This window comes from Aromatoleum sp., assembly GCF_035254505.1.
Classification (GTDB): Bacteria; Pseudomonadota; Gammaproteobacteria; order Burkholderiales; family Rhodocyclaceae; genus Aromatoleum.
Window position 1 is genome coordinate 66,989 of sequence record NZ_DATFAO010000090.1, and the last position, 25,064, is coordinate 92,052.

General features: G+C 65.9%; 16 protein-coding genes. 1 reads left to right on the forward strand and 15 read right to left on the reverse strand.

Annotated elements, in window-relative coordinates; translation table 11 throughout:
• Positions 1–55: 55 nt before the first annotated feature.
• The 12 genes from acuI to VJ673_RS18585 form a co-directional block, all read right to left on the reverse strand.
• Positions 56–1,039, reverse strand: coding sequence for an acrylyl-CoA reductase (NADPH) (gene acuI, locus VJ673_RS18530; RefSeq protein WP_324127647.1), 984 nt, complete (start codon positions 1,037–1,039; stop codon positions 56–58).
• Between the two features lie 12 nt (positions 1,040–1,051).
• Positions 1,052–1,999 carry an NmrA family NAD(P)-binding protein gene (locus tag VJ673_RS18535; protein ID WP_324127648.1) on the reverse strand — a complete coding sequence of 316 codons (948 nt, stop codon included), beginning with the start codon at positions 1,997–1,999 and terminating at the stop codon, positions 1,052–1,054.
• A gap of 23 nt (positions 2,000–2,022) precedes the next feature.
• Positions 2,023–2,472, reverse strand: a complete 450-nt coding sequence (locus VJ673_RS18540) for a hypothetical protein (protein ID WP_324127649.1) — start codon at positions 2,470–2,472, stop codon at positions 2,023–2,025.
• Positions 2,473–2,502: 30 nt separating this feature from the next.
• Positions 2,503–3,294: a glucose 1-dehydrogenase gene (locus VJ673_RS18545; RefSeq protein ID WP_324127650.1), complete on the reverse strand. Its 792-nt coding sequence runs from the start codon at positions 3,292–3,294 to the stop codon at positions 2,503–2,505.
• Between the two features lie 22 nt (positions 3,295–3,316).
• Positions 3,317–5,128, reverse strand: coding sequence for a DUF1302 family protein (locus VJ673_RS18550; RefSeq protein WP_324127651.1), 1,812 nt, complete (start codon positions 5,126–5,128; stop codon positions 3,317–3,319).
• Positions 5,129–5,158: 30 nt separating this feature from the next.
• On the reverse strand, positions 5,159–6,145 hold the full coding sequence (locus tag VJ673_RS18555; RefSeq protein ID WP_324127652.1) for a WD40/YVTN/BNR-like repeat-containing protein: 987 nt from the start codon (positions 6,143–6,145) through the stop codon (positions 5,159–5,161).
• A gap of 2 nt (positions 6,146–6,147) precedes the next feature.
• Positions 6,148–7,521, reverse strand: a complete 1,374-nt coding sequence (locus VJ673_RS18560) for a DUF1329 domain-containing protein (protein ID WP_324127653.1) — start codon at positions 7,519–7,521, stop codon at positions 6,148–6,150.
• A gap of 40 nt (positions 7,522–7,561) precedes the next feature.
• Positions 7,562–10,018 carry an efflux RND transporter permease subunit gene (locus VJ673_RS18565; protein ID WP_324127654.1) on the reverse strand — a complete coding sequence of 819 codons (2,457 nt, stop codon included), beginning with the start codon at positions 10,016–10,018 and terminating at the stop codon, positions 7,562–7,564.
• 149 nt (positions 10,019–10,167) lie between these two features.
• On the reverse strand, positions 10,168–11,409 hold the full coding sequence (locus VJ673_RS18570; protein WP_324127655.1) for a thiolase family protein: 1,242 nt from the start codon (positions 11,407–11,409) through the stop codon (positions 10,168–10,170).
• Positions 11,410–11,437: 28 nt separating this feature from the next.
• Positions 11,438–12,553, reverse strand: a complete 1,116-nt coding sequence (locus VJ673_RS18575; protein WP_324127656.1) for a saccharopine dehydrogenase family protein — start codon at positions 12,551–12,553, stop codon at positions 11,438–11,440.
• 38 nt (positions 12,554–12,591) lie between these two features.
• Positions 12,592–14,211: an AMP-binding protein gene (locus VJ673_RS18580; protein WP_324127657.1), complete on the reverse strand. Its 1,620-nt coding sequence runs from the start codon at positions 14,209–14,211 to the stop codon at positions 12,592–12,594.
• A 31-nt stretch (positions 14,212–14,242) separates the two neighbouring features.
• Positions 14,243–15,496, reverse strand: a complete 1,254-nt coding sequence (locus VJ673_RS18585; RefSeq protein ID WP_324127658.1) for an acyl-CoA dehydrogenase family protein — start codon at positions 15,494–15,496, stop codon at positions 14,243–14,245.
• A gap of 278 nt (positions 15,497–15,774) precedes the next feature.
• On the opposite strand from VJ673_RS18585, the gene VJ673_RS18590 reads away from it, so the two are divergent.
• Positions 15,775–18,480, forward strand: coding sequence for a winged helix-turn-helix domain-containing protein (locus VJ673_RS18590; RefSeq protein WP_324127659.1), 2,706 nt, complete (start codon positions 15,775–15,777; stop codon positions 18,478–18,480).
• A 713-nt stretch (positions 18,481–19,193) separates the two neighbouring features.
• Here VJ673_RS18590 and VJ673_RS18595 read toward each other — a convergent pair.
• The 3 genes from VJ673_RS18595 to guaB form a co-directional block, all read right to left on the reverse strand.
• Entirely contained in the window at positions 19,194–20,804 is a 1,611-nt protein-coding gene (locus VJ673_RS18595; RefSeq protein ID WP_324127660.1) for a Fic family protein, read from the reverse strand.
• Between the two features lie 1,159 nt (positions 20,805–21,963).
• A complete protein-coding gene (gene guaA, locus VJ673_RS18605; protein ID WP_324127661.1) occupies positions 21,964–23,529 on the reverse strand; it encodes a glutamine-hydrolyzing GMP synthase in 1,566 nt (521 codons plus the stop codon).
• A gap of 70 nt (positions 23,530–23,599) precedes the next feature.
• On the reverse strand, positions 23,600–25,060 hold the full coding sequence (gene guaB, locus VJ673_RS18610) for an IMP dehydrogenase (protein WP_324127662.1): 1,461 nt from the start codon (positions 25,058–25,060) through the stop codon (positions 23,600–23,602).
• Positions 25,061–25,064: the final 4 nt, after the last annotated feature.

The window sequence follows — 25,064 nt, forward strand, 5'->3', positions numbered from 1 at the left end:
GTCCAGCGGCGGGAGAGAGGAGAGGTACCGCCGGTCGAAAGCCTGAACGCGCCGCTTACTTGCGCATATCGACGACCAGCCGCCCGCGCACCCTGCCCGCCAGAATCTCAGGCGCGAGCCCGATCACCTCGCTTAACCCGACTTCGCGGATCATCGATTCGAGCTTGGCCGCGTCGAGGTCCTGCGCCAGTCGTTCCCATGCGCGCTGGCGCAACTTCTGCGGCGCCATGACGCTGTCGACGCCGTACAGCGCGAGGTTGCGCAGCACGAAGGGCAGCACGGTGGCGGGGAAATCGAGCCCTTGCGCGAGTCCGGTTGCCGCGACCGCACCGCCATAGCGCACCGCCGCGCAGACGTTGACCAGCGTGTGGCTGCCCGCGGTATCGATCGCGCCCGCCCAGCGCTCGGCCTGCATCGGTTCGCCGGGGTTGGCGAGTGCCGCGCGGTCGATGATCTCGGCGGCGCCGAGGGCTTTCAGGTAATCCGCCTCGGCGGGACGTCCGGTCGCGGCGACGACGCGGTAGCCGAGCCGGGACAGCAATGCAATCGCCACGCTGCCGACGCCACCGCTCGCGCCGGTGACCAGGATGTCGCCGTCCTCCGGGCCGATCCCATGCCGCTCCAGCGTCATCACGCACAGCATCGCGGCGTAACCAGCGGTGCCGATCGCCATCGCCTGGCGCGGCGTGAAGGCCTCGGGCAGGCGCACCAGCCACTCGCCGCGCACGCGCGCGCGCTGGGCGAGTCCGCCCCAATGCCCCTCGCCGACGCCCCAGCCGTTGAGGACGACGCGGTCGCCCGGGGCCCAATCCGGGTGATCGCTTTGCTCGACCGTGCCGGCGAAGTCGATGCCGGGCACCATCGGAAACTTGCGGATCAGAGGGATGCGCCCGGTGATGAGCAGGCCGTCCTTGTAATTGACGGTGGAGTATTCGATGCGGACGATGACGTCGCCCTCGGGCAGACGTGCATCGTCGAGCTCGGTCAGCGTCGCGACGTGACCGGTTTCGCCCTTGTCGATCAGGATTGCCTTGAACACGTTTGGTTCTCCTCAGACGAGTGCGGCAGTCAGTTCCCTGACGCGCGGTTCGATGTAATCGGGGAAAAGCTGCTCCAACGGCGTGCCCTTGAAGTGCGGCAGGTGCAGCGCATTCCAGTGGGCCCAAAGCGGCATGCCTTCCGGGCATTCGGTCGCGGCGACGCCAATCCCCATGATCGCCTTCATCGGGCCGTCGGGCGTTTTCGCGTAAACCTTTCGCCAGTCCGCATGGCTCATGTAGACGCGCTCGACCTTGCGGCCGAGGATGCGCTCGCGCGCGTCGAGCAACTCGTTCCAGGTGAGGTAGGCGGTCGCGGCGACCGGGCAGACGGCGTTGCGCGACGCCGGATGCGCGAGCACGTGCGGGATGATGCGACCGACGTCCTGAGCCGTGGACCAGGAGATCTTGGTATTGCCATCGCCCATCACGGCGACTGGCTCGGCCATGAAATACTCGATCCACAGCCCCGCGGGGATGATGGTGAAGTCCAGCCCGGCCAACTCGATCACGCGACGGATGAAGGCCTTCTGCCGGGCTGCGGTCTTGTGCGCGTTGTCGGTGGGCCAGAACTGCTCCCAGTCGTAGATGAAGCCGAATTCGGAGGGCACGAAGCGCTCCACGCCGGCCTCCTTCGCGGCCCAGATGAGCGGGTATTGCGATTCGGTCGCAAACAGCGGCACGCAGGACACGAGGTAGTCCGTGCCCTCGAGCGCCGGGATCAGCGAGGCGTGATCGGTGACGTCCGCCTGTTTGACCACCACGCCGCGCCGCTGCCAGTCGTTCCAGCGCTGCTGCTTCGTGTTATCCGAGTTGAGAAGGCCGGAGGAGGACTTTTCCTGCAGCCCCCCGGCTCTCGCGAGCACTTGAACGTTGAACACGTCCTGGCGCAGCAACTCCTCGACGCAGGCGGATCCGGCACTGCCGGTGGCCGCAAAGACGGTGATGGTTTTCCTGCTCATTGTTTGTCTCCGGTTGGCTGCGGTCATGCGCAGCGTTGTTCGAGGTCGTCGGGAGCAGCGTGCAGCCGTGTTGCGGGCACGGGATGCTCGGGGTGGAGCCGGAGGAAGCGCAGGAAGAGGAGCGCCCAGATCAGGTCGCCGCTGACCAGCATGGCGAAAGGCAGGCTCGTCGTGCCGGCGAGGTAGTGGTAATAGCCGACCAGGACCACGAGCAACTTGCCGCAGATACCCATTTCGATCATCACCCGGTTGCGCACCAGATTGCCGCCAACCTTCCAGTAGCCGATCCCGAAGGTGATGACCAACACCGCAAAGAGGTCGGTGTAGAGCGTGTGGTCCGGCACCGGCTCGAAACCGAACATCCGCGACAGTTGGACCGGCGCAAACCACAACGGGAAACCGGCCATCCAGTTGAACAGGGCGGCCGCGCGAAACATCAGGCGCCAGCCCGGCTGCGTTGCTTGGTGAGTCAATTTCTTTCTCCTGATGGATTGCATCGCCGCTCAACCGGCCGTCAGGCCGCCGTCGAGAACGAGCTCGGTGCCATTGACCCAGCGCGCCGCATCCGATGCGAGGTAGCAGACGGCGGAGGCGACGTCCTCGGGGCGTCCGTAGCCCATCGGGTGCATCTGCTGCATCAGCGCCTCTGCGCTGGCCACGTCGGCGGCGAGGCCGAGCGCCGCGATGCTGCGCACGACGTCTTCGCCCATCGCAGTCTTGATCACCGCCGGATGGATCGAATTAACCCGTACGCCGTAGCCGAGGCGGGCCGATTCGAGCGCGGCCGACTTGGTGAGCAACCGCCCAGCGCCCTTCGCGGCACAGTAGGCGCCTAGCCCGACGACGCCGACGAGGCCGGCGACCGAGGACAGGTTGATGACCGCGCCGCCCGCTCCTGCCATCCCGCCCGGGCGCATTGCTCGCATCGCCCACTTCGTGCCGAGGAAGCACCCGTCCGCATTCACCGCCATCACACGGCGAAAGTCGGCGAGTTCGCAGTCGACGAGCAACGCCGCGGTCTCGATGCCGGCGTTGTTCACGACGACGTCGAGGCCGCCGTGGCGCCCGACGGTGGTCGTAACAGCACGCTCCCAGTCGGCTTCGTCCGTGACGTCGTGGCGCATGTAGGTGCCGTCGATCTCGGCCGCGGTCGCCCGCCCGGCGTCTTCCAGGATGTCCGTGACCATCACGCGCGCCCCGCTCCGCGCCAGCGCCCGCGCCGTCTCGGCGCCGAGTCCGCGTGCGCCGCCGGTGACGAGCGCGACCTTGCCATCCAGTCTGTATCCGGAATTCATCGTCATCTCCCGCATGGACTAATCAGAAGTAGACAGTGCCGCGCATGAAGACTTCATTGGCCGACTTCAGGTTGGCGCCGAAGTCGTCGTTGCCGCCGTCGCTGCGCAGCACGTTGCCGTATACGTCGAGCTGGAAGGACTTGTTGGGCTTCCACTTCACCCCCGGCTGGATCAGCCAGCCGCCGCGCAGGTCGGTCATCACGGTGAGGTCGCCGCGCCATTCGAGGGTCGGCGACGGCTGCTGGATCGCCAGCGCGATCGCATTGAAGCTGTTGAGCCCGCGCGGACGTTCGCCCGGCTTGTTGTCCAGGCCGGAGAGGTGGCGCCCGAAGAGATCGCTGGCGGATTTGTGCAGCCATTGCGCGACGATGTAGGTCGCCGGGATCTCGGCGCTGAACTTGTGGTACTTCTCGAGGATGAACGCGAACTGGGTCTCGTCTTCCTTGATGAATTCGCGCGACAGCGTGGGATTGGTGAATTTCTTGTCCGGTGTGTAGGACAGCTCGAAGCGCCCGACCAGCTGATCGAGGAAGGAGTCCGGCTCGCCTTCGAAAACGTGGTTGATGCCGAAGCCGAACACATTCTCGCGCGGATACTCGCGCGCCAAGTGTCCCTTCAGGTTACCGAGGCCGACCACCGGATCGAAGAAGGTATCGAGCACGCAGGAGGCCGCTGCCTTCGTCGGCAGCGAGATGCGCCCGCCGTTGACCGTGCCGCCACAGCCCGCGGCGACCGCCGCCGATCCGAGCCCGAGTGTCGCCGGGAATTCGTTGAGCGCGCTTTCGAGGCCGCCGACGCCATCCAGCCCTACCAGGCTCGCGTAGTGGAACCACTCGGCGGCGCTGTAGACGCCTTGCCCCGTACCGGCTTCGAAGGATGTGCCGGCAAGCATGCCCGCCCTCGAGTCGGTCCAGCGCACCACGCCGTCCGGGTTGCGGCGATTCACGGCCATCAGCTGCACGTCGAAGCCGCCCAGCTTGCCGCGCATCCGTCCGCCGAAGGTCAGGTCGTCCTTCACTTTGTCGTAGCCCGCCTTCTCCTGCACGACGAACTGCGACGGGATCGTGTTGTAGGGCGAGTTGTCGCCGGCGAGGATGGTCGGCTGGAAGCGCTGGGTGAAGCCTTCGACTTCCCAGTCGTTGGTGACGCGGAAGCTGCCGCGCAGCGCGAGCGAGGGCACGCGCTTGTCGGAATATTCCTCGGCGGCGACGTCGAGCACCGAGTGCCGGCGCAGGTCGATGCCGTTGGGCACGTCGAGCACGCGGAAGAAGATCGATTCGCCCCAGGCGATCTGCTGGTTGCCGAAGCGCAGCCACAGCGGACCGTCGCTGTAGTCGAGGTAGGCCGCCGGGATGTCGAGCATCCAGTCCTTGCGCGCGACCTCGAAGGGCGTGCCGCCGCGGCTGCCGCGGAACTCCTGCTCGAAGACGTTCTCGTGCCGGAAGGCGCTGTCGACCTGCCCGACGCCGTCGTAGAAGCCCCGCACCTTGAGGTGGGCCGCCAGCGTCTCGCTGAGCTTGCCGTCGACCGCCAGGTCGAGGCGCGTCGCGAACAAGTTGAAGGTGTTGGAATCCGAGAGGCTCCCGGGCCGGGCGAGCGTCGCCGGCGAAACGCCCGGGGCGAGGAAGGGCCCGAGGCCGGTGTTCGGCACCGACTTGCCGTTGTAGACGTTGCCCTGCTGGTTGGCGGGATTGTCCTCGCCGCCGACGCGCACCGCGATCTCCTCGCGGACGAAGCCCGACACCTGCCAGTCCGCCGCGCCGGCGACGACCGGCGTCAGCAGCGCGGTAAGCCACAAGCTGCTGCGCGAGAAGCCCAATGATTTGCTGTCCATCGTGTCCCCTTCCTTTTGTGTTTTGTGTGCTTACTGCGCCACGTCGAGCAGCGTCGCGGCGGACCCGGTCGTCATCACGCGCGGCTTTCCTGCCTCGCCCGCAGCAGCCGCCACGGCGTTATGCGCGGCCCGCGTCGCGAGCCTGGAGTCCATCGCCCGCCAACTCGCGCCACCGTCCTCGCTGCGCAGGATGGCGTTGATCCCCGAGGCGACGACGCGGCCCCGGCCGTCGCTCCACACGCCCGTGAGGATCGCGGCCGAGCCGGTATGCAGCGCCTTCCAGCTGTTGCCGCCGTCGGTGCTCGCGAGGACGGTGCCGGCCTGCCCGACCGCGTAGGCGGCCCCCTCCTTCACCGCGAGCCCGAACAGCGCCTGTTCGCCGCGATGCACGGTCTGCCAGCGCGCGCCATCGGCGGAACGCAGGATCACGCCGAACTCGCCGACGACCGTCACAGAGCCGGCGTCGCTGACATGGACGTCGTAGAGATGCGGCTCCGCGCCACCGTCGCCGATGCCATGCCAGTCGATCGCGACCGGCGCCCAGGAGAGGCCACCGTCGCCCGAGCGCAGCACGGTGCCGAAGGCGCCGACCGCGTAGGCGAGACCGTCCCGGTTGAGGCTCACCGCCATCAGCCGCGAGCTGTTGCCCGAGGCGACGTTCTTCCACTGCCGGCAGTCGTCGGCGGCGAGCACGGCGCCCATCTGGCCGACCGCGAGACAGCGCCCGGCACGCATCGCCACGCCTAGCAGGACCGGAGTCTTGGCCGGCGCGGGCAGGCTGCGCCAGTTCGCGCCGCCGTCTTCGCTGGCGAGGATCGTGCCGAACGCGCCGACGGCGATCCCCTGCCGGCCCTCGAAAGCGAGGTCGAACAACGCGTCGTGCGCGGCGCCGTTGCGGATGACGCGGGGCGTGGCGGGGTCCGTCGCGGCCTGGCCCGCGACAGCGCCGGCCGTGGCGGCAAACAGGGCCGCGGCAAGGACTCGGCGCACGAACGCATGAGGTTTGCGGGCCGCCATCGTCAGGTCCCCAGCCGCTGGATGGCCTGCTCGGTCAGGTACTTGTCGTACAGACCGGACTGGTTGTAGCCGGACGAGACGCCGCCCGCGACGGTCTTTGCCTGCACGAAGCGCGTCATGCGGTTGGATTGGACGTCGTGGCAATGCACGGCGGACCATGACCACGCGGTGTTCTTGCCGTCGAGCACCTTGTTCGCGCCCTTCTCATACAGGCTGTACTGAGGCTCGAACTGCTTCCAGATCTCGCCGCGGCGGTCGTAGGTGACGTAGGCGATGTACATCATGTTGCGCACATCGATCCACACCCGCTTCTTCGACACCGGTGCCCGCGCGTAGCCGATCGGCTCGGCTTCCACCACCAGCACCTCGGGGCATAGCTCCATCTGCGTTTCGAAGAAGGTCTGACCCTTGGGGCCGCCATGCACCGGGCGCTCCCAGTTCGGATGGTCGCCATACCAGCCTTCGGAAACCGCGCCGAGGAAGGGGCCGCGGCCGACGATCTTGTAGTTGCCCCAGGTCAGCATCGGATCGCCCGCCGCCCACGCGTCGGAGAGATAGAGCGCCATGCCTGCGACCAGGGGCTCGAAGCGCTGGTTGGTGGGGAACTTGCGCACGCGCTTGAAGGCCGGCAGATAGCCGACGAGATCGGGAAACTTGCGCTGGTCGTAATGCCAGGTGTTGAGGTAGGACGTGCCCTTCACGTCGGCGGGCGAGGTGAAGAACACCGACTGGAAGCGCAACTTGTCCTCCAGCCCCTTCAGGTAGGGGCCACCGGGGCCGACGCGCGCGACGGTGTTCTCCTCGACCCACACGAAGTCGTACTGGTAGGAAACGTCGCCGTCGGGGCCGATTTCCCAGTCGCGTACCGCATACACTGAGTTGTCGTGCCGGCCCCAGCACAGCGTCAGGTTCGCGAAGGCTTCGGCGGCGTTCGTCGCATCCGGGAAGGGATTGCCGCCGACCCAAGGCTTGCCGTCCGCGTTGACGACGTTGCCGTCCGCGTCGAACTTCGCCTTGCCCTTGTTGCGCAGCGTCGCCTCGAGGTACTCGTGCGGATACATGCGGGTCACATCGCGCGTCGAAGCGACGATGCGGATGCGCCGGCCCATCTCCTTGACCTGCTTGTACGCGACCGGGTCGAGCAGGTTCTTGACGAGCTCGACGTTGTCGGCGGTGATCACGTCGCCCGTCTTGATCTTGCCCTTGGTGTAGCCCTCGATCGACAGCAACTCGTCCGGATAGGCCTTGGTGATGTCGGCCGCCTGCGCGATGAGCGGCCACAGCGGGGTCAACACGCCGGCCGTGAGGATGCCCTTCGCGGTCTTCTCCATGAAGTTGCGGCGGCTGTAATCGAAATCGAATTTGCGGATATGCATGTCTCACTCCTCCTTATTTTCGGGATCTGTTCCCGTCCTCTTACAGCATGGCCACCGACACCCGCGGCGCCGCCAGCTCCGGCCCGCCCACCGACTCGGAGAGCACCGAGATGTCGGCGTCGAGGAAGCGGGGACGGAACAGGTAAACCAGCAGGGGCACCAGCAGTAGCGCGAGGACCATGTTGATCAGCATCACCACCACCAGCATCAGCCCCATGTCGGAGAGGAACTTGAGCTCCGAGAGGAAGTACCAGGGTGCGATGCCCAGGGTCATCAGGCTCGCGGTGAAGAAGATCGCCTTGCCGCAGGTGGTCAGCGCGCCGCGGATCGCCTGCGGCAGGTCCTTGTGCGCGAGGTGGTATTCCTCGCAGATGCGGGTCAGCAGGTAGATGCCGTAGTCGATGCCGACGCCGATGCCGATGGCGAGGATCGGCAGCGAATTCACGTCGAGCCCGAGCCCCCCGAGCGACATCGCGGCGGTGAGGAACACGTTCGCGAGATTCACCGGCACCAGCAGCGTCAATCCCGCCGCGACCGAGCGATAGGCGAGCGAGCAGCCGATCAGGATCACGAGGTTGAGCGCGCCGAGGATGTACCACTGGTACAGATCGACGGTGTCGTTGATCGACTGCTGCAAGGCGATCGAGCCCGCGCCGAGGCGGATCAGAAAGTTCGGATGGGATTCGCCGACCTGCGCGATGCACTTGCGCGCCTCGACGAGCGCCGCATCCACCGTAGCCTGCTTGTTATTCGGGTACCACAGCGACACCGTGCCGTTTTTCTGCTCGAAATCGGTGACGTGCAGGTAGGCCTTGGCATTGGTCCCGACCATCAGCGCGCCCGCGGCCGCGGCGGCGGACGCGTCGTCCGGGTCCAGCGGCGCCCACTTGGGATTGCCGCCGTTGAACACGCGGTTGGCCTCGGGCGCATAGTCGGCGAAGGACAGGGTCGCTGTCGGCGGATTCGGGCCGCTTTCCAGGCAGTGCTGCAGGGACTGCATCGTAACCATCGTGTCGGCTTGGCGAACGATGCGTCCGGACTTGCCCTCGAAGATCACTTCCAGCGTCATCAGGCCGGGGAAGCTGCGGTTGATCTCCCGCACCGCAGTGTTGAACTGCGAGTCGTCGCGCAGCAGGTTGCTGCCTTCGACCGGATTGCCGACCTGGATGCGGAGCATCTCGACCACGGCGAGCACACTCAGCACGACGAACACCATCGCCGTGTAGCGTGCGCGCCGTCCCGCGGCGAAGCTCGCCACCCCCAGCAGCAGACGTTGCATCGCGCGCTGCAGCGCCCCGCCCTGCCCTGCAGTGGCCAGCAGGTGATCCAGATTATTCGGCCGCGGCAGCAGGCTCAGCAGCACCGGCGTCAGCAGGACGCTCGTCGGCACCAGGTTCATCGCCCACAGGCCGGTGAACAAGGCGAAGCGTTCGAGGGCCGGGATCGGCGCCAGCGCGACGAGGAGCAGGCCGACGACGTCGGTGAAGATGCCCAGCGTGCCCGGCCAGACCAGCGACACGAGCGAAGTCTCGGCCGCCTTGTGCTTGTCGCCGAACTCGTGCAGCAGTTCGTAGTAACGCTCGGTCGCCTGCACACAGTGGCTGAAGCAGCGCGCGATCAGCAGCAGCGGCACCACCATCAACAGCGGCTCGACCGGATGCCCGATCCAGCCCACCAGCCCGAAGCCCCACACGGCCGACACAGTGCTCACGATCAGCGGCGTAGCGATGCCCGCGACGTTGCGCATATGCAGTGCGAGCAGCCCGAACATCAGCGCCAGCGTAACGCCGAAGATCTTCGCCGTGTCCGAGCCGAAGAAATACACCCAGCCGGTGAGCATCGGCCAGCCGGCGACGTACACCTCATGGGCGTCATCGCGCTCGCGCGAGACGAGGTCCTGCACGAAGTGGAAGAGCTCGCCGTAATCCAACAGCCGTTCGATGAAGGTCGCATTGACCACCGCCGCGGTGCCGTCCTCGGAGACGAGGAAGGTGCGCGCACCGGCCGATTCGTTGACGCGCCGGCGCACTTCCGCGAGTTCCTCGGCGGTCACCGGCGGATGGTCGTCCATGATCGGGTTGGAATAGATCCCGTCCGCCGTCACGATCGTGTAGCGCGCCTTCTCCGTCGCGATCGAGAGGATTTGGTCATGATCGACGCCCGGCGCAAGGTCGACCTCGCGCGACATGTCCCAGACCTTCTTCATCGTGTCGGGCTGGAACACGTCCTTCCCGTCCTTGCGCTTGACCATCAGCGTGATCGTCAGCGGATTGCCGAAGTTGGGATGGTCCTTGTACGCCTGGACGAAGGGGTGGTTCTTCGGGAACAGATCCGAAAAGATCGTCCGCACTTCGATGCGCTGCAGGCCCGCGGCGAAGAACGCCGTGGCCAGCGCCATCACGAACAGCATCAGGGCCCGGTGGCCGAGGACGAACCTCGCCAGCCGATGGCGCAATTCCTTTGCCTCCATTTCCGCCTCGCTTGTCTTTGTAGTCATGGGCCGGATGCGCCGCCGTGACGCCCCGGCCGGTGTTGCCAAGTTATCGATTCGCATCCCCGCGCCGAAGCGCGGAAAACGCCGAACGCCGGGTCACGGTCCGGTCACGGAAATCCGTGACGGCTGGCGCGGCGCAACAGGCATCGCCTTCATCGCCCGAGGATCGTGATGCAGGCGACCGCCTCTTCCACGCCGTACAAACCGCCGCCGTTCTCCGCGAGCGCGAGCCGCGCGCCCTCGACCTGACGCAGGCCCGCCTCGCCGCGCAGCTGCGTGACGAGTTCGTGCACCTGCGCGAGGCCCGTCGCCCCGATCGGATGGCCCTTCGATTCGAGCCCGCCGGACGGATTGATCGGGATGCGCCCGCCGATGGTGGTCTCGCCCCGCTCGGCCAGCACGCCGCCGGCACCGGGCTCGCAGAAGCCCAGCACCTCCGACTGGATCACTTCGCCGATCGCAGTCGCGTCGTGGACTTCAGCCACGGAGATGTCCGCCGGACCGACGCCTGCCTGCTCGTACGCGCGCTGTGCGGCCTTTCGCACGAGGTGCTGGTCGAGCGCCGATGCCGCCCGATCGCTTCCGCCCTGCAAGGCGATCCCCAGCACCCGCACGGCCCGCGCATGGGCGCCACCGAGGCGCGCGAGTCCCGCCGCGTTGCACACAATCGCTGCCGCCGCCCCGTCGCTGATCGGCGAGCACATCGGCAGCGTCAGCGGATACGTGATGGGCGCCGCGGCGAGGATCTCGTCGATGCTGTAGTCCTGGCGGTACTGCGACAGCGGGTTATGCACCGAATGGCGATGGTTCTTCGCCGACACCGCGGCGAACTGCCGCTGCGTGCTGCCGAACTCGCGCATGTGCATGCGTCCGAAGGCGGCGTAGATGTCCATGAAGACGCTGTAGGGCTTCGCCGACACGCTGCCCGGAGGCGGCTCGACGCCCTCCCCCATCTGCAGCAGACGGCGCCGCCCGGCATCGACGTCATGCACGTCCCACGCGCCGTCGAAGACGCTGAAGGTGCGCGCCTTGTCCTCGCAGAACATCTTCTCGGCCCCCACCGCCAGCACGATATCCGCCGCGCCGGAGCGCACCTGCGCGACGGCGAGGTGGAAGGCTGTCGAAGCGCTCGCGCAAGCGTTCTCCACATTGATGACCGGCAGGCCCTCGAGCCCCATCGCCCGCAGCGCGACCTGCCCGCGCACCATGTCCTGCCCTTCCATGTGCCCCTGCGCGGCGTTCGCGAAGAAGGCCATCTGCAGTTGCGACGGCGCGCAGCCCGCATCTGCCAGCGCCTGCGTGACCGCCTCGCGGGTCAGCGCTTTCATGCTCTTGTCGAGGTGTTTGCCGAAGGGGGTCATGCCGACCCCGACGACATAGGCGAGTTCGCTCATTGCGTTCATCCCGGTGGTCGTTAATCGGTCAGTGCGAGGAAACCTGCCACGCGAGATAGCCTTCCTCGGCCAGCGCTCCCAGCAAATTGCGCGCGCCGAACGCCTGCGTCGGCGACACGAAACCGACCGCCTGCAACTGCCCGCGCAACACCCGCCGCGCCGCCTCCGCGCCGAGGACACCGGTCTGGATGTAGGGCGAATTACCGCGCAGCACGACGCTCACCGACTGCGTGTTGCCGCGCGCATGGCAGGACAGCACGCAGCGATTCACGTCCGGGTCCTCGCGGCTGGGCTCGGCCGTCGTCAAGTCGGCGCCCCACTGGTTGGTGAGGCGCTCCTGCTCGTCCGGCGGCAGATCGCGGCATTCCTGCTCGAAGCGCTGCAGCATGCCAAACACCGCGCCGAAGGCCGCCTGATTGCGGAAGGACACCAGCACGCGGCAATTGCGCACGCGCGCGTCGCCCTCGTACCACACCGGCTCCCCGCCGCCACTCCACGGCAGGGCATTGAAGGGCAGATGCTCGCCGGGGAGGTTCACCGAGTAACTCGTCGCCTGCGGCCATGCGGCGAGCGCGCGGTTCTGCAGGTAGTACTGGGGCTTCGTGCACATCCGCAGGAAGGATTTCGTCGACGCGACGCTGACCGCGGAATCGGCGAGATAGACGATGTCGAGCGAATCGACGCCGGGCGTCTCAAGCGCGATCTCCGCGGCGAGAAGACCTTCCGTCCACATGTACGAATTGGCCGGACACAGCGCGAGACCGGCCGCCGCGAAACGCGGACCGTATTCGCGCTTCAACAGGAACATCCAATCCGCCTCGCCCGTGGTATCGAAATAGTGGCAACCGGCATCGAGGCAGGCCTGCACCACCGGTTCGCCGAGCTGCATGAACGGCCCGACCACGTTGAGCACGACCTTCCGTCCGCGGAAAAGCTCGGCCAGCGCGCTGCGCTCGTTCTTCACCGCGACGCAGCGGTAGTCGTGGCCCTTCAACTCGGCGATCGCGCCCATTTCGGATTCGAGCCGCCCGAGATCCCGCCCCGCGGCGATGAAGGGGATGCCCCGTTCAGCGAGCTTCCACGCGATGAGCTTGCCGGTGTAGCCGCTGGCACCGTAGATGACGACCTGATATTGCTGATCCATTGCTGCCTCCTCCTATCTATATGTCTTGATGCGCGATGTCACTGAATCGGCGCAGCGGCCCGGGCCTCGGTAAAGACTTCCGCGCCGGGCGCAGCAAAGGCGTTCTTGAGGAAGCGCTCCTGAGGCTTTTCCGATGCGGTCTTGGGAATTTCCGCGACGAGCTGCAGATAGCTCGGCACGCTGCTGCTTTCGAGGCGCTCGCGGCACCAGCGGAACACGGCCTGCGGGTCGAAGGTGGCGCGATCCTCGGGAACGATCGCCGCGACCACGTCCTTCTCACCCGGCGCCCCCGAAGCCGCCGCGACGCCATAGACGAAGACGTCCGAAACCTGCGGGCTCTCCGCCAGCACCTTCTCGATCGCGGCCGGATTGACGAAGTCCCCGTTGTGGCGGATCGCACCACCCATGCGGTGGTCGAAGAAGAGCCAGCCGTCCCCATCGACATGGCCGATGTCGCCCATCCTCAGCCACCCGGCACGTGTCTTCGCAGCCGAGGCTTCCGGGTTGTGCAGGTAGTCGACGACGGGCGCGGAGCCGTCTGCGGGCTGGAAGATGAGCTCCCCCGGCTGGTCGGGCCCGACGTCCTGGCCGTATTCGTCGACGACCCGGAGCCTCAGCACCGACGGCGCCTTGCCGATGCTCCCGACCGGTCCCTCGCCGATCGGCTTGATCGTCAACCCGCCCTCCACCGCGGCGTAGATCTCGAGGATGTCCACCCCGAAGCGGCGCTCGAAGTCCTTCCAGATCGCGGCGGGCATCCCCGCGCTGATCACGAAGCGCACCGGGTTGTCGCGGTCGTTGGCGCGCGGCGGTTCGCTGTAGATCGCGGTCGTCATGCCGCCCAGCAGCGTGAAGGTCGTGCAGCCGTATTTGCGCGCGATATCCCACAGGCGGGATTTCGAAAAGCGGCGGCTGATCACCGCGCGCATGCCGAGCTTCAGCGTGCACGCCAGCGTTAGCATCTGGGCGTTGCCGTGGGTCAGCGACAGCCCGGTGTAGGGCCGGTCGTCCCGCGTATATCCCAGCAGCGGATACCAGGTCGCCACCCCTCCCCAGCGCGCGTGCCGCAGCACGACGCCCTTCGGATCACCCGTCGTGCCGGACGTGTACATGATCTGCATCGGCGCGTTCGGATCGCTCACTGCCAGCTCGACGTCCGGCACCGGCCCCGCCAGTACCTCCGCTAGAGGGCGCACGCCTCGGTACTCCGCCAGCGGTCGCGCCGTCGCAGCGCCCGTCTCCAGCACCCACACCCACTCCAGCTCCGGCAGGCGATCGCGCACCTCGTCGAGCGCGTCCAGCACGTAATCCGCACACGCGACGCCCTTACAGCCGGAGTGGCGCAGCATGTACACCAGCTTGTCGCCGCGCGTCCGGGGGTCGATCGGCACGAAGATCGCACCGCTGACCGAGGCCCCGACCATCGCCTCGACGAACTCCGGATGGTTCTGCATCAGCAGCGCGAAGTAGCCGCCGCGGGCGACGCCGGCCTCCTGCAAGGCCCCGGCGATGCGCCGGCCGTTGTCCCACAGCTGACGGTAAGTGCGGACCTCGTCCGCGCAGCCCGGATGCTCGAAGCTCAGCACGTCGCGCTCGGGCTCGCTCTCGGCGCGATTGGCGACGAGGTGGGCGAGGATCAGCTCGTTTCGTTCGGTCATGGCGTTCTTCCGTCCCCTTGCACTGCGCGACTCACAGCCGCTCCGGGTCCGCGAGGTAGTAGCCGCCCTTGATCGCGAGGATCTCGTTGCAGCCGTCCTCGATCAGCGACGCCCGCGCATCGCGCAGCAGCTTCTCGACCGGGTATTCGCGCGTCAGGCCGTTGCCGCCGAAGATCTGCAGCGCGTCGCTCGCGACCTCGAACGAGCTCTGCGTCGCAGTCACCTTGGCCGTCATCGCGACGTGCAGCGCGGGTTCGGGGGAGACGAAGTTGTAGTGCACGACGCGGTTCGTCAGCGCCCGCGCCGCCTCGACCTTGCGGAACATGTGGAACAGGCGCGACGCGACCGACTGGTGGCGGATGATCGGCACGCCGCCCTGCTTGCGCTCGTGGGCGTAGTCGCGCGCCAGTTCGTACGCGGCCTGCGCGAGGCCGGTGAAGGTCGCACCCATTAGCCCGTTGGCCGCGGTGTGGATCGCATAGACCGCGTCCTGGAACTGGTCCGGCCCCGCGAGCACGTGCGCCCGCGGCAGCCGCACGTTGTCGAAGAAGATCTCGCCCTGGTTGAGCGCACGCTGGCCAAGCTTGTCGAGCGGCTTGCCGCGGGACACCCCCGGCGCATCCATCGGCACGATGACGACACAACCGCGCTTCGCGTCCGGGCCGTCGCCGGTATCGGCCGCGCAATACAGCACGCAGACCTCGGCGATGGTGCCGTTCGACACCCACGCCGCCTTCTGGCCGTTGATGATCACCTCGTCGGCGGTCAGCGTCGCGATGCAGTTGGGGCGTCCGTAGTTGCCTTGGGGATGAAAGATCATCCGGTTCGGGTCGATCGAATCGGAGCCGTGATCGGGCTCGGTGATGCCCCAGCAGCCGAGCATCCCGTCCGGATAGCGCTCCAGCAGATCGGTGCGCCCCATCAGCGCGCACATGTATTGCGGCAGCATCCCCGCGCCGAAGGAGATCGCCAGTCCCGCGTCGCCCCAGCCCAGGGTCTCGAACAGCAGGCACATCATCTGGCCGCGCTCCTCCGGCTCGAACGCGAGCAGCGCCTCGACGCCGAAGCCGAGCTCGACGAATTTCCGGCGCGCCTCCCAGTACGGCGAGTCGGGCGCCGCGACCTCGTCCGGGCTCATGCGATCGAGCTGCGCGCCGATCGGCCGCATCACGTCGCGGGCATAGCGCTGAAGGCTCTGCGCCAACATCGCGGCCGTCTCGGAAAGGGGCGCTTCGGCGCCGCGGGGGCCGAGCGTGGTCTTGAAGGAAGCCGTCCGATCGTTCATCTGCCTGTCTCCGTAGTCTTGTTGGGCACCTGCAGAGCGGTGCTGGTGAGCTGAATTCTGGTCAGCGCCGCCCCCTGCCTCAATCGCGGAGCGCCGTTAGCGGGCACGCCTTTTCCGACCCCGGAAATCCGTGACATTTGCTGCTTTGCACAAGCCGAATGCCTTGCGACGCGCGGCTCTGCGGCGAATCGCGGCCGTGAGGCGCCACTATTTCCTTCGCCCTTTTTTCGCTGCACACTGAACAGACGAACAGCCCCGTCCGACCGCGCGCGACCCCGATGCCAAGCTCTCCCGCCACCCCGACCATTGCCCGTATCAACCCGCTCAAGCTGCGTCCGCCCGTCGCCGGCAGCGGCATCGAACGGGACCGGATCGTGGCGCTGATCGAGCGCACCTCGGCAAACCTCGTGCTGGTGACGGCCACCGCGGGCTATGGCAAATCCACCGCCATGGGGCAGCTGTACCGGCACAAGAGTGAGCGCGGTGACGCAGTGAGCTGGCTCACGGCCGACCGCTCCGACAACGACCTCGGCCGCTTCGCCTTCTACCTGTGGGTGGCCTTGAGCAACGCGCTGCCGGAACTCGGCGCGCCGCCGCTCGCGAGCGAAGGCATCGAAAGCGCCGCGGCCGCGGCGAGCGTGCGCGTGCACCACCTCGTCGAAGCGCTGGCCCTGATCGAAGCGCCCTTCGTGCTCTTCATCGACGACTTCGAGCAAGTGACCGCTAGCGACGCGCTGGCGCTAGTCAACACGCTGGTGTCGGGCCTCTCGCCCGGTCAGACGCTCATCGTCGGCTCACGCCAGAAACCCGAGCTCCCCCTGGGACGCCTACGCGTACAGGGCCGGCTGCTCGAGATCGAAACCGACAGCCTCAAATTCAGCGTCGCCGAAACCCGCAGCTACGTCGCGAGTCGCCTCGACTGCGTGCTCGACGAAACGGAACTCGCATCCCTGCAGGAACGCACCGACGGATGGCCCGCGGCGCTGCAACTGGCTGCAGCCGCGCTCGCCGGACGCTCCAGCGTCGGCGCCCTGCTGCAGGGGCTCGCAGAATCGTCCCGCAGCATTTCGGACTACCTCGCGGAAGATGTCCTCGCCCGCCTGCCCGCGGCACAACGCAGCTTCCTCATCGACACCAGCGTCTTAGAGACCTTCTGCCCCGCGATGTGCGACGCGGTGTTGGAGCGGACCGACAGCCACGCGCTGATCGCGCAGACCGAGCGCGACAATCTCTTCCTGCAACTCATCGACAGCGAGGGGATGTGGTACCGCTACCACCCCCTGTTCCAGGAATTCCTGCGCGAGCAATTCCGCCGCACGACAGATGCCCAACGCATCGTCGTGCTTCAGCTCAAGGCCGCGCGATGGCTCGCCGCCGACGGCAAGGTCGCGCAGGCGATCCCCTACGCGCTCGCCGCGGGCGACCACGAACTTGCCGCTGGGATGATGGCGCAACGCGCGACAGACCTCGTCCGCATCGGCCAGCTCGACACCGTCACGCGCTGGGTCGCAGCCATCCCCGACGCGGTGCTCGCCCGCTGGCCCGAACTGATGATCGCCGGCGCCTACGCGATGACCTACCTGCACCGCTACGCCGACGCGAACCGGCTCGTGGACAAGCTCGCGCCCGCGACGCCCTCATCGCCGAAGATCGCGGCCGACCTGGTGGCGCTGCGAATCATGCTAGGAGCATGGTCCGACCACCTACCCGAAGCCTTCCGCGCCGCAGAATCCGCACGCGAAACGCTCGTCGACGCCGACCCCTACGCGATCGGCCTGATGCACAACGCACTCGCCTTCTTCCGCATCGCCCAGGGACGCTACCTCGACGCCCTGCACGACGCCGCCATCGCCAAGCGCGCGATGGAGCCGATCGGGGCGCTCCACGGGCTCAACTACAGTGTCAGCTTCGAAGGCGCCATCGACCTCCTGCAAGGCAACGCCCGCGAAGCCCGCAGCCGCTTCGAACGCACCCTCGCCGACATCATCGCCGCCGGCTATCGCTACACGACCTCCACGGCCGTCGTCGTCGCCCATCTCGCGGAGACCCTCTACGAACTCGACGAACTCGATGCCGCGGAAGTCCTGCTCACCGACTACCTCCCGCTGATCCGCGAGGGCTGCCTGCCCGACCACCTCATCGTCGCCTACCGCGTCCTCGCACGCATCCAGGCGCATCGCGGCCACCACGGCCGCGCCATCGACACCCTCAACACGCTGCAGGACCTCGGCGACCTCCGCGGCCTTCCGCGCATCGCCGCCGCCGCGCGCATCGACAAATTGCGCCTGGCCCTGCTCGTCGGAGACATCGCTGCCGCCCAACGACTCATCGCCCGCATCAACGACGAATCCATCTGGCAGCCCTTTGGCGACCTCCGCACCTATGCCAACGACCTGGACGACCCCGAGATCGCAGCCTACCGCCTCGCGCTCGCAACCGGCGCCGGCCAGACCGTCATCCCCCGCCTCCAGGACGCCATCTGTCACGCCGACGCCGCCAACCGGCGTCGCCGCGTGCTCAGGCTGCAATGCCTGCTCGCCCAAGCCTTCGAAGCCGCCCGCCGCCGCCCGCAGGCCCTCGAAACCCTCGAACGCGCCCTCGCAGCCTCCCAGGCCGACGGCCTAGTGCGAGTCTTCGCCGATGAACCCTGGCACCTGCAACCCCTCCTGACCGCCCTCGAATCGCGCCACACCGCGGTCGCTCCGGCCTACCTCCAAACGCTCCTCAAAGCCGCCGAACGCCCTACCCCGCGGCCCGTTCCCGCAACCTCGAACGATCTCGCCGCCGCGGACAACCCACTCAGCCAACGCGAAAGCCAGCTCCTCCGCCTCCTCGCCGACGGCAACTCCAACAAGGAACTCGCCCGCAAACTCTTCGTCAGCGAAAACACCGTGGAGACCCACCTGCGACGGATCTACGGAAAGCTTGGGACGCGGAATCGGACGCAGGCGGTGGCACGGGCGCGGGAACGGGGGGTAATTTAGCCATCGCCGTCGGGTGTTCTGAAACGCAAGTGGTTTGCATCGGCACGCCACTGCCATGTTGGAAGCGAGGCAATCCCGCCTCGATTTCTGACAGGAGCAAGTCACGGAAACGCAGAAGCCGGGCATCAATCCGCTGCATTAGTGCATGATCGAGGACATGCGGATTCGCAAGCTGGGCGACAGCACCCGTGCGTTACTTCGTAAGGTATCTTGGCGCTCCCCCGATGCCGTAACCATACCTGACATGAGCATTCCACATGGACCGCACGAGCGGCTCCCCGGGAGCGTCTGCAGGGCGGTTCGGTTAGATTTTTGCTCCTCGCCTAAGGAGACGCTGATTTATTGGGACACCGTCGCCCCGTGCGATCGATGCGTTTGAGATAATTCTGTCAGCCCACGGCCCGCGAGACTGAGCATGCAATCGAGCTCCGCCAGGGCGCGACGGACAGCTTTGGGTCGATGCCGCCAATTCGATGAACTGGAGACCTTCCGTTCTACGGTGCTGAGCGCCGTCCCGTCATCCTGCCGATGCTGTGCCAGAGTTCCACCAGCGCAGCGTCCCAACGATTCCGATGCTCGGTCTCCAGGCACTCCGCGCGGGCTTGAGAAGGCGTCCGGGCGTATGGATGAGACGGTGCCGAACTGACTCCCAAGCTGACAAGTACTGACCCTCAAATATCTGCGCGTTCAGATCGAACCCGGCGCCCACCCTCTCAGCGCCCAACGGGCTTTTCCGGACCGTAGCGCTCGACAGCATCGTCCGCACCTCCACCCTCCTGAAAAACCCGAGAGACCGCTTCGACAAGCTCAGCCCACACCCCCGGCTGCCGCAACACCGGCATTTCCTTGGCCAGCACGTTGCTGAGCTCACCGCGATTCTGTTCGAGCGAGCGCAGCACCCTGTCTGCCTGCTGGTCAGGCATCTCGACCACTTCCTTCAGTGCTGCACGGGCCCGCGCATGGCTGCGCAGGTAACGTGACTCCTCACGCATCTGCTCCGTCAAGGTTCGGCCAATGATATTGGCCAGAAACGTCACATGAGGCCCCAGATCGGGATAGCGCCACAGCGGTCTGGCCTGTTCTGCGCCACGGAAAACGAAGTTCGACACCACGCCATCCGGGTAAGTGGTTTGCACCGGCTCGAACACGATCTGGTTACGGACGGCCTGTATCAAGGGTTTGGACACCTGATCCAATACCCGGTCGTAGCCCCGCCGCTCTCCCATGTCGTTCGTGATGACTGCCGATACAGGCAGGATCACGGGGTCAGGGATCACGCCATCCCGCCGCAGGACGTCATTGACCAGGAACCGATGCACACGGCCATTGCCGTCGGCGAGGGGGTGAATGTAGACAAAGCCGAAGGCCACTACCGCGCTGCGCATCGTGGACGACTGACCCTGTGTTCGCTCGAGGAACACCCGCAACCCGTCCAGCATTGCGGCGACCTCCTCGGGCGGAGGTGCCACATAGTGGACGACCTCTTGGTAACGCACCGTCTCGCCCACGAACGCCGGAGACTGACGCACACCGAAGTGTGTGATCGTTGTCCGGTCGCCCAGGATATCTCGCTGCAACTCGGCCAGCGCAGCATCACTCAGGGGCAATTCGCCCTGCCCGGTGCGCCGTGCCATCACATCCGCAAAACGCTGCACACGCCCCACCCGATCGGCTTCGCCCTCGATGGCAAAGCTGGCTTTGCTCTCCCACAGGGTCATCCATACCGCCGCCCGCATCAGCAGATCTTCGCCAAACTCGGCCGTCAACTCTCCGAACAGGCGTGGCACGTCCAGGCCGGCCGCCCGAGTCACCGCTTCCGTCTTGACCACGATGGGACAGAAGTACCGCGTACCCGGCAGGTTGTCATTCACCCGCCAGCGCTGCACTTTGAGGGCGCGGTCGGCCGAGGCCGCCACCAGCTTGGCCTCGTCGATGGCATCGACGTAGTTGCCACCCAGGCGCTCCGGCACCTCCAGCATCTGCCCGGTCAGCCACTCATAGAGAAATGCCGCCCGACGAGCATACTGCCCGGTGGGCTCGGTCGTGACCCAGGCTTGGACGAAGCCTGGGCCGCTCCGCTCGAAGAGGCGGGCCAGGAATTCCAGATGAGGAACCTCATGCCGCAGATGAAACTGCAGGTGCGCGGCCGGCTCCGCGGCCGGCCGCATCGCCTCCGTATAGGTTTCCAAGCGGAATCCATCATTGACCCGCGTAGCACGTCGCCCTCCCACCTGGCTGATCACGGGCAGTCTCCCCAGAGGCATCACGCCATAGGCGTGAGCGAGCCAAGCGGCGCCTAGGGGCTCTGCGGGCAGGTCAGTCATGCAGGATCTCCTGACAAAACGGCTTTCGCCTGCTCAAAAACGATGATGGGCGTTTGGAGAAAGCGCGCGGTAGGTTACGGGAGCGTCAAAATGATTAAAATGTGTAATAGTTGCTCAAAACCGATTATTACCTGACTTGGCGCGTCCTCCAAGCCCTTCGAAGAGTCCCAAGGCTGAGGAAACAAGAACGCTCCTGCCCCTTGCCTGTCGAGTTGCCTACAGCGCAGCACTCAGCATGGGCACCGAAACGTGCTCCTGCATCAGGGCCGGCATCAGCTTCGGCACATGCGGAGCAACATGCAGTGGTAAGCGTCATAGCGCGACGTCAGCACGAACCTGGAACTGGCCGCGCAGCTATGCAGCGCGACGAAAATGTCCAGCGTCCGGCGCGACAGATAGACCACGTACGGATTGCGCCCCTTCATCCGCTGCTTCGGGGTCGTCCAGGTCGCGTTCTCGAAATCGACCTCATTCGAGTCGCCTCGATCAGTTCGTCCTTGCGAACAAGTGTCATTACCGGATCGATGCCACGACTTAGGAGGTAGCCATGGAACTGAAACCGATCCGCGCCGAAGTCTGCTGAAGCGCACAATCCGCCTGCTCCACTCGGCAAGCCGGTAGATCCGAGGTAGCACTCGGGCTAAGCCACTTTTCCGGGACCGGACCGAAAACTGCATTGGCGCCGGGCGACCCATCACAGTGTTTCAAGCAGGCGGGATCCTAGGTCGCACATGCCCACCGGTTTACCGTCATCCGGGCCGTCCGAGGCTGCCGGTCCCGAACCCCTCTACACGCTTGGGATCCACCGCCAGCCACCGTAAGCGATCGCCATGATTCGCCGTCGGTGACCGGCCTGGTTTACCGTCAACTCGCTCCGCGCTCAATATCTCGGAAACCCTTGCCAGGACTGGGATTGCGACTCGGTATACCGTCAAATATGCCAAACCGGTGGTGACGGTAAACGAGCGATGGCGGGACAGCCCGCGACGGATACCGTCAAAAATACCGTCAATTTGATCCGGCTTGCCTCGATAATTCCTTACACCAGAATGCCGAAACCCCAGCATTCGCGGGGGTTCCAGCTCGTTGATAATTGATTCCGCATTATCAACGAAACGAGCTTAAGATATTGTTTTTATTGAATTTTTTCTCAATTCCGTCACTCCCACTCGATCGTTGCCGGCGGCTTACCCGAGATGTCATACACGACCCGGTTGATACCCCGGACTTCATTGATGATCCGGTTCGACACCTTGCCCAGCAAGCTGTGCGGCAGCTCCGCCCAGTGCGCCGTCATGAAGTCCTGGGTCTGCACCGCGCGCAGCGCGACCACATACTCGTAGGTGCGCCCGTCGCCCATCACGCCGACACTCTTCACCGGCAGGAAGACCGCGAACGCTTGGCTGGTCTTGTCGTACCAGTCGGCCGCACGCAGCTCATCAATGAAGATCGCGTCCGCGCGGCGCAGCAGATCAGCGAATTCCTTCTTTACCTCGCCGAGGATGCGCACGCCGAGGCCGGGCCCCGGGAACGGATGGCGATAGACCATCTCGTGCGGCAGGCCCAGCGCGATACCGAGCTCGCGCACTTCGTCCTTGAAGAGCTCGCGCAGCGGCTCGAGCAGCTTCAGATTCAGCGTCTCGGGCAGGCCGCCGACGTTGTGGTGGCTCTTGATCGTGTGCGCCTTGCCAGTCTTGGAGCCGGCCGACTCGATCACGTCCGGATAGATCGTGCCCTGCGCCAGCCACTTCGCATTCGGCAGCTTCTGCGCTTCGGCCTGGAAGACCTCGACAAACTCCCGTCCGATGATCTTGCGCTTTGCCTCGGGGTCCGAAACGCCAGTCAGGTGGCCCATGAACTGTTCGGTCGCGTCGACGTGGATCACCTTCACGCCGAGATTGCGCGCGAAAGTCTGCATCACCTGTTCCGCCTCGTTCAGGCGCAGCAGGCCGTTGTCGACGAACACGCAGGTCAGCTGATCGCCGATCGCGCGATGCAGCAGCGCCGCGACGACCGACGAATCGACACCGCCGGACAGGCCGAGGATCACCTCCTCCTTGCCGACCTGCGCGCGCACCTTCTCGATCGCCTCGGTGACGTAGTCCGGCATGTTCCAGTCGTGGCCGCAGCCGCAGATCTCGTGCACGAAGCGGGCGATCATCTCCTTGCCCTGGATCGTGTGCGTGACTTCCGGATGGAACTGCACGGCGTAGAACTTGCGCGATTCGTCGGCGATCGCCGCGATCGGGCAGGACTCGTTGCTCGCGATCACCTTGAAGCCCGGGGGCATCTCGGTGACCTTGTCGCCGTGGCTCATCCAGACGTCGAGCAGTCCATGACCCTCGTCGTTCGTCCGGTCCTGTATGCCGCGGAAGAGCTCCGAATGACCGCGGGCGCGAATCTCGGCGTAGCCGAACTCCCGCTTGCCGGAGCTTTCCACCTTGCCGCCCAGTTGCTGCGCCATCGTCTGCATGCCATAGCAGATGCCCAGCACCGGCACACCCAGTTCGAAGACAGCCTGCGGCGCATGCCAGCCCACCGCCTCATAGACAGAGTTCGGGCCGCCGGAGAGGATCACGCCGGCCGGCGCGAAGTTACGCACGAACTCGTCGGTCACGTCGAACGGATGGATCTCGCAATACACCTGCTGTTCGCGGATACGGCGCGCGATGAGCTGGGTGACTTGGGAACCGAAATCGAGGATGAGAATTTTCTGGTGAGCCATGGCGAGGTCTCAGGGGTACGAAAAAAGGAAAGGCGGCCCACCGGGGGCCGCCTTTTAGGTCAGCGAGGAATCAATCCACGTGATAGTTGGGTGCTTCCTTGGTGATCTGAACGTCATGGACGTGCGACTCGCGAACACCCGCCGACGTGATCTCGACGAACTGCGCCGTGCGGTGCATGTCGTCGATCGTCGCGCAGCCGAGGTATCCCATCGAAGCACGCAGGCCGCCGATCAGCTGATGGATCACCGCCGAGACCGCGCCCTTGTACGGAACACGCCCCTCGATGCCTTCCGGCACGAGCTTGTCGGCGTTGCCGTCAGATTCCTGGAAGTAGCGGTCGGCCGCACCCTGCTGCATCGCGCCGAGCGACCCCATGCCGCGATACGACTTATACGAGCGCCCCTGATACAACACCGTCTCGCCCGGCGCCTCTTCGGTACCAGCGAACAGGCCGCCCAGCATCACGACGTTGGCGCCGGCCGCGATCGCCTTTGAGATGTCCCCCGAGAAGCGGATACCGCCATCGGCGATCATCGGCACGCCCGACCCGGCGAGCGCCGTGGAGACGTTGTCGATCGCCGTGACCTGCGGCACGCCGACACCTGCGACGATCCGCGTCGTGCAGATCGAACCCGGGCCGATACCCACCTTCACGGCATCGGCGCCGACATGCACCAGCGCCTTCGCTGCAGCAGCCGTCGCGATATTGCCGCCGATCACTTCGACGTGCGGGAAATTCTTCTTCACCCACTGGACGCGATCGATCACGCCTTGCGAGTGACCGTGCGCCGTATCGACCACAACGACGTCAACACCGGCTTCGACCAACGCCTCGGCACGCTCTTCCGTGCCCGCGCCGACGCCGATCGCAGCACCGACGCGCAGGCGACCGAGATCGTCCTTGGCGGCGAGCGGATGCTCGGTCGACTTCATCATGTCCTTCACCGTGATCAGGCCGCGCAGCTCGCCCGCGTCGTTGAGCACCAGCACGCGCTCAAGGCGATGCTTGTGCATCAGCTGGCGCGCCACTTCGAGACTCTCACCTTCCTTAACCGTCACGAGGCGGTCGTAAGGCGTCATGATCGCAGCCACCGACTGATCAAGATTGGTCTCGAAACGCAGGTCGCGGTTGGTGATGATGCCGACCACGCGCTTGCCTTCGACGACCGGCAGACCGGAGAACTTGTGCTGACGGGTCAGCGACACGACCTCGCGAACGCTCATCGTCGGCGGAATCGTGATCGGATCCTTCAGAACGCCCGACTCGAAGCGCTTCACCTTGGCGACCATCGCCGCCTGCTGCTTCACAGGAAGATTCTTGTGGAGAATGCCGATACCGCCCTCCTGCGCCAGCGCGATCGCCAGGCGGGATTCCGTCACCGTATCCATCGCGGCGGAGACCAGGGGGATATTCAGGGTGATGTTGCGCGTCAGCTGTGCCCGCAGGCTGACATCGCGAGGGAGAACCGTTGAATGGGCGGGAACAAGAAGGACGTCATCGAACGTCAGCGCCTTCTGGATCACTCGCATGGCT

Excerpts from the sequence above, each read along its gene's own strand:
- VJ673_RS18560 (WP_324127653.1), bottom strand. The coding sequence starts at position 7,521 with ATGCATATCCGCAAATTCGATTTCGATTACAGCCGCCGCAACTTCATG.
- VJ673_RS18565 (WP_324127654.1), bottom strand. The coding sequence starts at position 10,018 with ATGACTACAAAGACAAGCGAGGCGGAAATGGAGGCAAAGGAATTGCGC.
- VJ673_RS18590 (WP_324127659.1), top strand. The coding sequence starts at position 15,775 with ATGCCAAGCTCTCCCGCCACCCCGACCATTGCCCGTATCAACCCGCTC.
- guaA (WP_324127661.1), bottom strand. The coding sequence starts at position 23,529 with ATGGCTCACCAGAAAATTCTCATCCTCGATTTCGGTTCCCAAGTCACC.
- VJ673_RS18595 (WP_324127660.1), bottom strand. The coding sequence starts at position 20,804 with ATGACTGACCTGCCCGCAGAGCCCCTAGGCGCCGCTTGGCTCGCTCAC.
- VJ673_RS18555 (WP_324127652.1), bottom strand. The coding sequence starts at position 6,145 with ATGGCGGCCCGCAAACCTCATGCGTTCGTGCGCCGAGTCCTTGCCGCG.
- VJ673_RS18535 (WP_324127648.1), bottom strand. The coding sequence starts at position 1,999 with ATGAGCAGGAAAACCATCACCGTCTTTGCGGCCACCGGCAGTGCCGGA.
- VJ673_RS18580 (WP_324127657.1), bottom strand. The coding sequence starts at position 14,211 with ATGACCGAACGAAACGAGCTGATCCTCGCCCACCTCGTCGCCAATCGC.
- VJ673_RS18570 (WP_324127655.1), bottom strand. The coding sequence starts at position 11,409 with ATGAGCGAACTCGCCTATGTCGTCGGGGTCGGCATGACCCCCTTCGGC.
- VJ673_RS18585 (WP_324127658.1), bottom strand. The coding sequence starts at position 15,496 with ATGAACGATCGGACGGCTTCCTTCAAGACCACGCTCGGCCCCCGCGGC.
- guaB (WP_324127662.1), bottom strand. The coding sequence starts at position 25,060 with ATGCGAGTGATCCAGAAGGCGCTGACGTTCGATGACGTCCTTCTTGTT.
- VJ673_RS18550 (WP_324127651.1), bottom strand. The coding sequence starts at position 5,128 with ATGGACAGCAAATCATTGGGCTTCTCGCGCAGCAGCTTGTGGCTTACC.
- VJ673_RS18545 (WP_324127650.1), bottom strand. The coding sequence starts at position 3,294 with ATGAATTCCGGATACAGACTGGATGGCAAGGTCGCGCTCGTCACCGGC.
- VJ673_RS18575 (WP_324127656.1), bottom strand. The coding sequence starts at position 12,553 with ATGGATCAGCAATATCAGGTCGTCATCTACGGTGCCAGCGGCTACACC.